Below are 10,905 nucleotides of genomic sequence, written 5' to 3' on the forward strand. Positions count from 1 at the left end.
AAAATATATTGCATTTTATTTAGTTGAATGTTATACTTATATTAAAGTTGATTTAATTAGAAAAATATCAACAACTAAATAAAATATAATGAGAGGTGTATATATGCAAAAATGGAAGATGAATGAGATGCAAGAAAACATTTGGAACAATAAATACAGAAACCAAAAAGAAACTTTTGATAATTGGATTGACAGAATCTCAAATGGAAATGAGGACATAAAAAGATTAATTATAGATAAGAAATTCTTATTTGGAGGGAGAATATTAGCTAATCGAGGATTATATAAAGATGGTAGAAAGATAACTTACTCAAATTGTTATGTTCTACCCACAAATGATTCTATTGAAGATATATATCAAACATGTAGTGATTTAGCTAGGACATTTAGCTATGGTGGAGGAGTAGGAATTGATATATCTAAATTAAGACCTAGAGGAGCAAAAGTAAATAATTCAGCCAAGTCTACAACTGGGGCAGTTTCCTTTATGGATACATATTCTTTAGTCGCTGAGACAATAGGACAGAGTGGTCGTAGAGCAGCTCTTATGATATCTCTTGATGTAAAACATCCAGATATTGAAGAATTCATAGATATTAAAACGGATTTAAACAAAATTACTAAAGCAAATATATCTGTAAAAATAACAGATGAATTTATGCAAAAAGCTACAGGAATAGATTCAAATCCAATGTATAATTGTTCTTTTACAAGAGAAGAAACTGGTGAAATTATAGTTAAAGAAATAAATGCTAAAGAACTATTTAATAAACTATGTGAAAATAATTGGAATTATGCAGAGCCAGGAATTTTATTTTGGGACAAAATAAATAATTATAATTTATTGAGTGAAGATGATGAGTTTGAATATGCAGGTGTAAATCCCTGTGCCGAAGAGCCACTTCCAGCAGGAGGCAGTTGTCTTTTAGGTTCATTTAATTTAAGTGAATATGTCAAAGAAGATAAAACTTTTAATTATAATGATTTTAGAAAAGATATAAAAGCAGTAGTAAAGGCAATGAATGATGTTTTAGATGAAGGCTTACCTTTACATCCATTAAAAATCCAAAGAGATACAGTTAGAGATTATAGACAAATTGGCATTGGAGTAATGGGAATAGCCGATATGCTTATAAAAATGAACGTAAGATATGGTTCAGAAATGGCTATTGAATTATGTAATGTGATAGGAAAATGCCTAGCAGATGAAACATTAAAACAATCAGCATTATTATCAAAAAAATATGGCACATATCCAAAATATAAACAATGTATTTTAAAATCAGAATTTATTCAAGAAAATGCATCTCATGAAACATTAGAATTAATCGAAAAATATGGTCTTAGAAATTCACAACTTTTAACAATAGCTCCTACTGGAAGCATATCAACTATGTTAGGAATATCTGGAGGAATAGAACCAATCTTTGCATTTTCTTATACTAGGAAAACAGAAAGTCTGCATGATAAAGAAAAATATTATAAAGTTTACACACCTATAGTTCAAAAATATATGAAAGAAAATAACATTGAAGATGAAAAAGCACTTCCTAATTATTTTGTATCAGCAACAATGTTAACACCAAGAGAACGTATTTTAATGCAGTCAGCATTTCAAAAACATATAGATGCAAGTATTTCATCTACTGTAAATTTACCATATGAAGCAACAATTGAACAAATTAAAGAATTATATTCATTGGCATGGGTTAATGGATTAAAAGGATTAACGATATATAGAGCTGGATGTAAGCGTGAAGGAGTTCTTACAACCAATAATATCAATAATATGAAAGAATTAAAAAGAGGAGATTGGAAACCTATAGCAAGTGATTCATCTTTATCTAAAATAAAACTACATATTGGTTGTGGGAAATTAGTTTTGTTTATATCTTATTCTGAAAAAGAAAAAAGTATACAAGAACTATATGTAAAAAAAGCTGGTTCAGGTGGATGTGAAAAACTTCTTGAATCTACTACAATCGCAATGTCTGGAATACTTAGGTTAGGAGGAACTTTAGATAATATAGAAAAGGCTTTAGAAGGGGTAAACACTTGTCCTAGTTTTGCTGCAAGTAGAGCAAAAGGTAATATTTTAGATAGAGGTAACCATTGCGGCATAACTATTTTAAATGCTATAAAAGATTTTCTTAAAGAAAAACAAGGGGAAAAAGTGGAAGAATCTAAAGAATTTAAGCCAAAATGCCCTGAATGTGGGTTAGAAATTCAAATGATGGAAGGATGCATGACTTGTCCAAACTGTGGGTGGAGTAAATGTAATTAATTGAGAGGGAATATTCCCTCTTTGGAGGTGAATTAAATGGAATTTAGTGAACAAATTATAAAAATTTTAGATAATCTAAGTGATAGACTTGGAATGACTATTGACTGGTCTAACAAGAATGTAATTCCATATTTGGAAGCATTAACTACTAAATATATTAATTATGAGGTAGATATAAGTATATTTTGGATAATTATATGTGTAATTGGAATAATTGTTGGTGCTTTATTAATTTATATAGATTTGAAATATGATGAAGGTGATTTCCCTTTATATGCAACTACTGGTTTGCTTATTATAATCTTTTCTGCTGTTTTTATAATTATACAATCAATAAATATAATAACTGCAAAGACATTTCCAGAAAAAATTATACTTAATTATTTACTAGAAATAAAAAAATATATTTAGAGTGTGACTGTTATGACCAAAGAAGAATTTACTACTAAATTTCTTAAAGAGCAACAGAGGAGAAGAAAGATATTAGAATATGATATTATAAATTTTAAATCTGAAATTAGATTTAAAGCATAGCAAAAATATAAAAAAAATAAAGGAGAGATATTATGCCTGCATATTATCCTTTTATAAGTTATGAAAATAAAGTGACATTACTTATAGTATATCCAGATGATTATTATGAGTATTCTTCAGAAAGATTTAAATATGATGAAGATGGGAGAAAAATAGTATTTTCTTCAGAAGAAGAAGGTATTAAATGGTTAATTGAAAATATTAAAGCAGATAAAATAGACCCAGAATATAATGTTGATTCTAATAATTCTTATTTATGGGAGGAATTTATGAAATAAAATATGTGTTTTAATATGAACTAGAATTTTATAAATAAGGGAGAGATATATAATGAAGATAATGAGCATAAGTGTAGATTTATTATTAAAAAATATGTGTATTTGCATTCTTGATGGAGGGTACATTAGAGAATTATCTAACAGAGATACAACATCTGATAAATTTATCTTTGAAATATACAAAATATTTAAAAATCATAACTGTGATAAATTAGTGTTAGATACATCGGGAATAGGAATTGTTTATTATCAAAGTCTAGAGAAATATATAGATAAAAATAAATTAATTGGTGTTTATTTAGTAGATAAAAATACTTCTAATAAAATAGCAATGAGTTTATTTAATAATGAGTCATTTTATAATTTAGGGCTAGAGATTTGTATAAAAAAGAATGGAGATAGAATATATCCAGACATGTCTAAATATGATGAAACAGAAAGAGGAATTATCGAATGTATTATGTTGGCAAATTACTATAGTAACCCATTAATAGAAAGTGAGTAATATATTTTAATATGAATTGGAGGTAGAATGTATGATAAGTTTATCAATAAAAGATATACATATAGGAAATAGGTTATATTGTAGGAATAGCATAGGAAATTATACAAAAGGTAAAGTACATACAGTGGTAGATACTAGTTTTTTTCAACTCTTTCATAAGATTAAAGGAGAAAATTGCTTACCAATTGATTATTATTTTATACGCTTACCAAAAAAAGAAGAGTTAGAAAGCAATCCTAAATTAATGACTAAAGAAGAAATAGAAAGTGAATTAGGATATAAAATTAAAATAGTCTCTAAACAATAAAGTGAGGTGATATTGTGTTTGATATCTTCAACAAAAAATATGGTAGAAATGTAAAAATAACTGAAGAAAAAGTTCCACCACCTCCACCTAAACAACCAAATAACAGTATACAATATGATAAAGCAATGGAGAAAAAATTACTAGATATTGAGAGATTAAGTATAGAATTAGAAAAAGAGAAAAAGAAGTCAGAAGAAGATGAATGGGTTTGGGTTGAAGGATATAAAGGTACAGATGAAAATATGAAATGTAGAGATTTTCAGTATAAACTAAATAAAACTTATAGCATGAATGGAGATGATATTAATGTATGTAATTGTGGTTTTCATTTATGCTTAAATTTAGAGGATGTATTTGGTTATTATGATTTGGATTTAAGTAATAGATTTTTTAAAGTAAAAGCTCTGGTTAAAAAAGCTGACAAAAATAAATATGGAGAACTGGGTAGACCTCCATCTGGATTTTCAGGTATTTGTAGACTAAATAAAATAGTTGCTAAAGAAATAATATTTTTAAAAGAAGTAGCTTTTGATGAATTAAAAGTACGTATACGAAGTATTTTTCCTGGAATAAATACTAAATTTGAATGGTATGCCCTACGTAAATTAGGAGCACAAGAATATTATCATAGAATGTTTATGAATCAAATGAAAAAGATTAGATTTTCAGACACATTTTCTCAGATGCTGTTTGATAAATGTCTTAATTATTATGAAATATTAGAAATTTTAAATAAAGCAATAGCATATTCAAAAGAAAATTTATCTAAAGATATGTCAGTATATTTACTTATGAAAGATATAAGAAAGCAATATATAGAAAGAAGGTAGATAATATGGACAAAATAAATAAAATAGATTTGATTAAGTTAAAAGAAATGAATATATATGATAATTATCAATTAGAAAAAATAGCAAGTAAAATGATATTACATCTAAGATATGAAATAATGAACTTTTGTGGTTGTGGTTCTCCTGAAGATGTATCTTTTATGATAAAAGGAGTATTGACTGCAATACAAAATAAAGAAAAAAATCGTAATTTAGAATACGCAGAAAGATGTTACATATTTGAAATAGAGTTTAATAATGTTTGTGGAATAATTGGTAGTAAAAATAATTTGATACAAGAATTTATATTAAATGCTTTTAATTCATATGGGTTATTAGAACATGGTAGTAGTATTTGGGGGTCATGGCTATCTGATTATGGTAAACAAATATTATGTGCTTTTGAAATAGTTGGTGACTGGATTTTAGATGTTAGCTATTTAGATTAAAAAGTTAGTTTTAATAGGAGGTGTTATATGGACATATTAAAAATAAGTTATAACAATATAAATGTTATATCAAAAACATCAGAGAACTTAAGAAACATTGTAAATAATGATACTTTAATAGTATGTATAGGAAGTGATAGAAATTTAGCTGACTCATTAGCACCTATGGTTGGAAGTATATTAAAAAGGTCTGCTATTAAAAACCAAATATTTGGAGTGCTTGGAGATGCAATACATGCTGTAAATTTAGAATATAAAATACAGTCAATAAAAAATAAATATCCAAATTCAAATATATTAGCTATTGATGCTGCTTTAAGTAAACATTCAGACAAAGGTACAATTATAATTAGGGATGAGCCTGTTAAACCAGGTTCAGGGGTACATAAGAAGTTACAATCAGTTGGTGATTATTCAATAATCGGGATTGTAGGTAAAAATGGATGTGATATATATAGTTTTTCAGATAATAATCTCATCTTAGATTTAGCTGATGTTATATCTAAATCTTTAATATCAATATTATTAGAAAAAGAAGAAAGGATGATTGTATGATACAAGAAGTTAGAGAAGAAATATTATTAAAAAATGGTTTAGTCTTATATACAGGAGATTTGATAGAAATAAAATATAAATCAGATAAAGATATAGATGAAAAAATTTGTACAGGAAGAATTAAAGAAGCAAAAGAGCTACTTGTTAGACTGGATACAAGTAAAAAATACAGAGCATCAGAGAAATTAATTTACTCTTGGGAGATTAAAGATATAAAAAAGGTGTGTGATGAAAAATAAAAAAAATAATTAATTGTAAATATAGAGCCTTATATTTAGTAATACTTTTCCTGATTTTTAACTTTGCATATAGTCTATATTTTGGAAAGAACACAGAAATCGGATTTTATTCTAGCCCAAGTTGCATAGAAGAGTATCTATTGGATATCATAACCTCTATAGGAATATTTTTCTCAATGATGTTAGCTGGGTTTGACGTTACAGAAAACTTTATAAACAGTTTAAGGAATTATTGTGAAGAAGATGTAAAGTGAGGTGAATTAATTGGAAATAAGAGATTATATAAGTAAAGTAGAATTAAATGACATGCCACTAACATTGGATAATAAGTACATGTTAAATGAAATAAGTATATCTGAATATGGTAAAATATTTGCAGTAAAAGACACATCAGGAAAGACATCTTATTATACTGAAATAGAATTTAATAAACGTTTTAGAGGAATTAATAGCATCCTAGAGAATATTATCTAATATATATTTTTTTAAGGAACTGAGGGTTGAGAGCTATTAATTAATGGCTCTCTATTTTTTTGAAAGGGGAGAGTTAATGGAAAAAGAGCTATATAGTTTCAGTAAGTTAAGTACATTTCACATATGCCAATTCCAGTATTATCTTACATATATTAAAAATTTAAATCGAGAACAAAATTGTTATGGTTATTATGGTAATGAATTACATAGCTTACTAGAACAATTACAACAAAGAAAAATAACAAATCAAGAAGCCATTCAAAAATATAATCAAGTTATAGAATATGCAAATCTAATGGATTACAACTTTCCTACACCAAATTCAAGAATTAATTATTTAGAATGTATTTTACATTATTTAGAAAATTTTACACCAATTGAATGTGATAAATACTATATAGAAGAATACTTCGAATTTGATATTAATGGAATTACAATGAGAGGATACATAGATTTGTATTACATGATAGGTAATAAAATCTATGTTATAGATTACAAATCCAGTAGTAAATTTTCTAAAAAAGACCTACCAAAGAAATCAATGCAGCTCATCTTATATGCAATGTATCTTAAAGAAAAATATCCAAATAAAACAATTAAATATGTAGCTTTTGATATGTGTAAATATATGAAAAATGTTAATGGAACATTAATTGAAAGAAATAAGATTGATAATATAAATGAATATGAAAGAGCTATAGTAACAATTAAATATACTAAAAAGCTAGAGCAACAATTAATTGACTTTCTTACTAACACAGTAAATCAAATAAATCAGCTAGATTTCAACGATGAGAGTGTTTGGTGCAAAAATGATGACAAAAGTAATCAATTCTTTTGTAGAACTTTATGCTCTCATTATGAAAAAGGTTGTAAACATAAGGAAAGTAATGGGTTTAGAAAATCTAAATCACAATAAAATGTGAATTTTAATAAGAATGGAGAGTGTTTAAATGAATATACCAAAAGAAGTGAAAGTAGGGGGATTATTCTATAAAATAGAAGAAACAGAAGAGCCAATCCTAGTAAATAATCAATTATGTTATGGATTGGCTGACTATGGAAGTGAAACAATTAAGTTATCTACCAATTTGCAATCAGAAAGAGTAAAAGAAGCAACATTTCTACATGAATTATTTCATTGTATATTTAGAGATAGATGTATAGAGAGTGAAGATGAGGAATATTTAGTAGATATATTAAGTAAAGGGCTTCATCAAGTGATTATTGATAATCCTAATGTATTTAAATGTAAGGTAGAACTATAAATATGAAAAACTTAAAAAATATATTTGTATTTTTAGGATATTCAGGTTCAGGCAAAGATAGCATAGTGAGTGAAATCTCAAAGCAATTCAATATTCCAATTCTAATATCACATACAACAAGACCTCCTCGTAATTACTTAGAAATCATCAATAAAGCATATCATTTTGTAGACAATAATTTCTTTAAGGGAGAAAAAAGTAACTTTATTGAAATGAGAAAATATATAGTTCATGATGGAAGCATTTGGCTATACGGAATACATAAATCTGAATTAGAAAATAAAAAATATGCTTTAGCTATAGTGGATGCAAGTGGATATAAGGCACTAGAAAAATATTTTATGGGGACAAAAACTAAGTTAGTACCATTTTTTATAAATACAGATGAAATTGTATTAAGAAAAAGGCTTATTAGTAGAGGTGATAATTTTAAGGAAATTGAGAGAAGATTAAAAGATGATAAGTTTAAATTTAAAGACTTTCTAAATAATGAAAAGTATATTGCAATACCAAACAATACTAACCTAATTAATGCAGTAGAGCAAGTTAAAATACATATGAAAGAGGGAATCGAATGGTTTTAGCCTTAGATGTATCCATGTCCTCAACTGGATGGGCAGTTATAAATAGAAATAAAAAAGTATTAGAATATGGAAAAATAACAACCAAAAAGGATAAATTCAAGTCTGAAGATGAGCGAATGTGCTATATCTGTAATACTATTCAAGAGTTAATTGTAACTTATAATATTCAAATAGTCTTAGTTGAAGACCAATTCACTTCCAGAAATTCTAAAACAATTCTTAGTTTAAGAAAACTCTTAGGAGCAATAATGAGAACTGTTAAATTAAATAATATAGAGATTGGATATATGTATCCAGTTTCTATTAGAAAATATCTTATGAATAATGGTAAAGCTAAAAAGGAAGAAGTGGCTGCATATGTAAGAGAAAATATTATTGATATTGGAGAATACATTGATAGGGCTTGTAAGGCTAAAACAAGTGATATATATGATGCTATAGCTCTTGGAATAGCATATTTGAATAAGGTTGGTGATATTATATAGAAAATAGCATGTATAATCTTAAAGCGGTAAAATTTGAAGAATTGACTAAAAAGTATAAATTAGAAGTAGCACCATATAGGGAAATGGATTCCAACTTTTTCTTAGTATGTAGAGGTATATTTGTACTTAAAGATAGTAAAGCAATACATTTATATCTATACTTATGTAATTGTTATAATAGAGCAACAGAAAAAGTATTTCCTTCTTATGATACAATACAAAGAGCAACAGGCTTAAATAGAAATACAGTATCTAATAAGTTAAAAATACTACAGAAATTAAAACTTATAAAGATTAATAAAAGAAAAGTAGGTACAGGATTTAATAATTATTATCTAATAAACTATATAAAATCAGTAGTTGAGAAAAGTAAAATAAACGAAAATTTAGAGATAGAAGAAATAATAGATATGGATAATTGTTTAGGTGATTTAAAGCTAGATACTTCAATTCAAAATTAAAAGTGAGTATCAAATTTAATACTAGGGTAGTATCAATTTCAATACTAGCCTAGTAGCAGAACTGATACTATAACAATAAGAATTAACAATAAGAAATAACAAAACTAATATTACGCATTAGATAAATCTAATGACGATTTAAATAAAGGGAGATATTAAATTAATGAGTATAAATGTTAAAATAAAGAAATTAAATCCTAATGCAATAGTTCCATCTTATGCGAAAGAAGGGGATAGTGGAATTGATTTATATACATTAGAAGACACTATAATTCCAGCTAGGTCAGCAGTAGCGATACCTACAGGTATAGCTCTAGAAATTCCATATGGTTATGAAATGCAAGTCAGACCTAGAAGTGGTATAAGTTTAAAAGGATTGTTATTTACAAGAGATGTGACTGTGTATGATAAAGTGCAACCTAAAAAGCAAATTAGAAAAAGTTTCATAGCACATCCAACTGTAAGATTAGGCACAGTGGATTCAGGGTATAGAGGTGAAATTAAAATAATTACATATAATGAAGAGGATTTCGACATTGTTATTCCTAAGCATACTAAACTTGCACAAGGAGTATTTCAACAAGTTCCAAGAGCTATATTAAAAGTTGTAGAGGAATTGACTGGCTCTGAGAGAGGAAATGATGGATTTGGAAGTACTGGTATAAGATAGGAGGTTATATGTATACTATTAAAGATGTTATAGATGTATTAAAATCTAATAGAAATTGCAATCTAAAATGTAATAATTGTATATTAAACAAAAGTATAATTACAAATAAAATAGAAAAAACATTGTGTTGGTGGTTAGAAGAAACAAGAAAATCTCTCAATCTATCTTATTCAAATATTGAATTTGATAAACAAATTGAAATACTAAAAGAAGTTAATGACATTATATTTAAATGTAAAGACAAAACTTGCCATAGATGTATATTTGGCGAAGAGATAAGTAATCTATATAATTCTTGTGAGATATTAGAAAAGATATGTGATGAATTGAATAAAAAGATATGTAGGTTAATAGAAAAGATTAATTATTATCAGGGTTATACTTGTGAAAAATTATATTGTTTAGAAGATACTGAGACTGGAGAGAAATTTGTTGTTGAAGAAAATCAGATAAAGAGATATAATATCCTCAATACTAATTTTGGAGGTGCTAATATGTTTAAATATGATGATTATGTTAATTTGACAGATAGCGATGAAGATGATGGAGATAAAATCCCTTATAATTGTCCTGAGTGTGGTTCAGAATGGGAACTTAGTTGCGATTACGATGAAGCATTTGTTCTATGCACTAACGATGATTGTGGATACATGATTAAAATGCCAGAGAAAACTGAAGATTAAGTATAAAATAAAAATAGGCATTCTATTTTCCATTTTAAGGCTCTAAAAAAAATGATGCTTATAATTAATCCTGTTCAGAAATATGATTGCTTAAAATGGAAAATATAAAAAAACAATAAAGTGATAGTGTAAGGCATAGAAGAGTTGATTCTATGCCTTATTATCGTTAAATTAAGTTATTTCAATAATTATATAAATAAAATATTTAAAAAAGTCAGTTAAAAGTCAGCTAAAATCACTATTTTTTGCCTTATCTGTATGGTATAATAAATATACAAACTTTGATAGGAGGGGTGACG

Annotated in this window: 17 protein-coding genes; all 17 read left to right on the forward strand. The window is 26.6% G+C overall.

The window, feature by feature from the left end:
- Positions 1–103: 103 nt before the first annotated feature.
- The 17 genes from ACTG46_RS21925 to ACTG46_RS22005 all read left to right on the forward strand — a co-directional run bounded on the left by ACTG46_RS21925 (position 104) and on the right by ACTG46_RS22005 (position 10,606).
- Positions 104–2,284, forward strand: coding sequence for an adenosylcobalamin-dependent ribonucleoside-diphosphate reductase (locus tag ACTG46_RS21925; RefSeq protein WP_479924420.1), 2,181 nt, complete (start codon positions 104–106; stop codon positions 2,282–2,284).
- A gap of 36 nt (positions 2,285–2,320) precedes the next feature.
- Complete coding sequence (locus tag ACTG46_RS21930; RefSeq protein ID WP_479924421.1) at positions 2,321–2,695, forward strand: hypothetical protein; 375 nt, start codon at positions 2,321–2,323, stop codon at positions 2,693–2,695.
- Between the two features lie 155 nt (positions 2,696–2,850).
- Positions 2,851–3,096, forward strand: coding sequence for a hypothetical protein (locus tag ACTG46_RS21935; protein ID WP_479924422.1), 246 nt, complete (start codon positions 2,851–2,853; stop codon positions 3,094–3,096).
- 52 nt (positions 3,097–3,148) lie between these two features.
- Complete coding sequence (locus ACTG46_RS21940) at positions 3,149–3,601, forward strand: hypothetical protein (protein WP_479924423.1); 453 nt, start codon at positions 3,149–3,151, stop codon at positions 3,599–3,601.
- A 31-nt stretch (positions 3,602–3,632) separates the two neighbouring features.
- Entirely contained in the window at positions 3,633–3,908 is a 276-nt protein-coding gene (locus tag ACTG46_RS21945; RefSeq protein ID WP_479924424.1) for a hypothetical protein, read from the forward strand.
- A gap of 14 nt (positions 3,909–3,922) precedes the next feature.
- Positions 3,923–4,738 (forward strand): DUF7666 domain-containing protein, encoded by an 816-nt coding sequence (locus ACTG46_RS21950; protein WP_479924425.1) that lies wholly within the window; start codon positions 3,923–3,925, stop codon positions 4,736–4,738.
- A gap of 5 nt (positions 4,739–4,743) precedes the next feature.
- On the forward strand, positions 4,744–5,187 hold the full coding sequence (locus ACTG46_RS21955; protein ID WP_479924426.1) for a hypothetical protein: 444 nt from the start codon (positions 4,744–4,746) through the stop codon (positions 5,185–5,187).
- A gap of 27 nt (positions 5,188–5,214) precedes the next feature.
- Positions 5,215–5,742, forward strand: a complete 528-nt coding sequence (gene yyaC, locus ACTG46_RS21960) for a spore protease YyaC (protein WP_479924427.1) — start codon at positions 5,215–5,217, stop codon at positions 5,740–5,742.
- Positions 5,739–5,981 (forward strand): hypothetical protein, encoded by a 243-nt coding sequence (locus ACTG46_RS21965; protein WP_479924428.1) that lies wholly within the window; start codon positions 5,739–5,741, stop codon positions 5,979–5,981. Before yyaC ends, ACTG46_RS21965 begins: the two co-directional genes overlap by 4 nt.
- A 264-nt stretch (positions 5,982–6,245) precedes the next feature.
- A complete protein-coding gene (locus ACTG46_RS21970; RefSeq protein ID WP_107612914.1) occupies positions 6,246–6,455 on the forward strand; it encodes a hypothetical protein in 210 nt (69 codons plus the stop codon).
- A 76-nt stretch (positions 6,456–6,531) separates the two neighbouring features.
- The gene (locus ACTG46_RS21975; protein ID WP_479924429.1) at positions 6,532–7,374 is read left to right on the forward strand and encodes a PD-(D/E)XK nuclease family protein; all 843 of its coding nucleotides are present in this window, start codon (positions 6,532–6,534) and stop codon (positions 7,372–7,374) included.
- Between the two features lie 34 nt (positions 7,375–7,408).
- Positions 7,409–7,723 (forward strand): hypothetical protein, encoded by a 315-nt coding sequence (locus tag ACTG46_RS21980; protein WP_479924430.1) that lies wholly within the window; start codon positions 7,409–7,411, stop codon positions 7,721–7,723.
- Positions 7,724–7,725: 2 nt separating this feature from the next.
- Positions 7,726–8,307, forward strand: a complete 582-nt coding sequence (locus ACTG46_RS21985; RefSeq protein WP_479924431.1) for a guanylate kinase — start codon at positions 7,726–7,728, stop codon at positions 8,305–8,307.
- Positions 8,298–8,792, forward strand: coding sequence for a crossover junction endodeoxyribonuclease RuvC (locus tag ACTG46_RS21990; protein ID WP_479924432.1), 495 nt, complete (start codon positions 8,298–8,300; stop codon positions 8,790–8,792). Before ACTG46_RS21985 ends, ACTG46_RS21990 begins: the two co-directional genes overlap by 10 nt.
- An 8-nt stretch (positions 8,793–8,800) precedes the next feature.
- On the forward strand, positions 8,801–9,253 hold the full coding sequence (locus ACTG46_RS21995) for a helix-turn-helix domain-containing protein (protein ID WP_107612919.1): 453 nt from the start codon (positions 8,801–8,803) through the stop codon (positions 9,251–9,253).
- Positions 9,254–9,416: 163 nt separating this feature from the next.
- Entirely contained in the window at positions 9,417–9,923 is a 507-nt protein-coding gene (locus tag ACTG46_RS22000; protein ID WP_479924433.1) for a dUTP diphosphatase, read from the forward strand.
- Between the two features lie 8 nt (positions 9,924–9,931).
- Complete coding sequence (locus ACTG46_RS22005) at positions 9,932–10,606, forward strand: hypothetical protein (RefSeq protein ID WP_479924434.1); 675 nt, start codon at positions 9,932–9,934, stop codon at positions 10,604–10,606.
- Positions 10,607–10,905 lie beyond the last annotated feature (299 nt).

The sequence above is a fragment of the Clostridioides sp. LIBA-7678 genome (assembly GCF_056716065.1).

What these genes read in the sequence shown, in the direction of transcription:
- ACTG46_RS21925 (WP_479924420.1), top strand. Translation starts at nt 104, where the DNA reads ATGCAAAAATGGAAGATGAATGAGATGCAAGAAAACATTTGGAACAAT.
- ACTG46_RS21930 (WP_479924421.1), top strand. Translation starts at nt 2,321, where the DNA reads ATGGAATTTAGTGAACAAATTATAAAAATTTTAGATAATCTAAGTGAT.
- ACTG46_RS21935 (WP_479924422.1), top strand. Translation starts at nt 2,851, where the DNA reads ATGCCTGCATATTATCCTTTTATAAGTTATGAAAATAAAGTGACATTA.
- ACTG46_RS21940 (WP_479924423.1), top strand. Translation starts at nt 3,149, where the DNA reads ATGAAGATAATGAGCATAAGTGTAGATTTATTATTAAAAAATATGTGT.
- ACTG46_RS21945 (WP_479924424.1), top strand. Translation starts at nt 3,633, where the DNA reads ATGATAAGTTTATCAATAAAAGATATACATATAGGAAATAGGTTATAT.
- ACTG46_RS21955 (WP_479924426.1), top strand. Translation starts at nt 4,744, where the DNA reads ATGGACAAAATAAATAAAATAGATTTGATTAAGTTAAAAGAAATGAAT.
- yyaC (WP_479924427.1), top strand. Translation starts at nt 5,215, where the DNA reads ATGGACATATTAAAAATAAGTTATAACAATATAAATGTTATATCAAAA.
- ACTG46_RS21965 (WP_479924428.1), top strand. Translation starts at nt 5,739, where the DNA reads ATGATACAAGAAGTTAGAGAAGAAATATTATTAAAAAATGGTTTAGTC.
- ACTG46_RS21975 (WP_479924429.1), top strand. Translation starts at nt 6,532, where the DNA reads ATGGAAAAAGAGCTATATAGTTTCAGTAAGTTAAGTACATTTCACATA.
- ACTG46_RS21980 (WP_479924430.1), top strand. Translation starts at nt 7,409, where the DNA reads ATGAATATACCAAAAGAAGTGAAAGTAGGGGGATTATTCTATAAAATA.
- ACTG46_RS21985 (WP_479924431.1), top strand. Translation starts at nt 7,726, where the DNA reads ATGAAAAACTTAAAAAATATATTTGTATTTTTAGGATATTCAGGTTCA.
- ACTG46_RS21990 (WP_479924432.1), top strand. Translation starts at nt 8,298, where the DNA reads ATGGTTTTAGCCTTAGATGTATCCATGTCCTCAACTGGATGGGCAGTT.
- ACTG46_RS21995 (WP_107612919.1), top strand. Translation starts at nt 8,801, where the DNA reads ATGTATAATCTTAAAGCGGTAAAATTTGAAGAATTGACTAAAAAGTAT.
- ACTG46_RS22000 (WP_479924433.1), top strand. Translation starts at nt 9,417, where the DNA reads ATGAGTATAAATGTTAAAATAAAGAAATTAAATCCTAATGCAATAGTT.
- ACTG46_RS22005 (WP_479924434.1), top strand. Translation starts at nt 9,932, where the DNA reads ATGTATACTATTAAAGATGTTATAGATGTATTAAAATCTAATAGAAAT.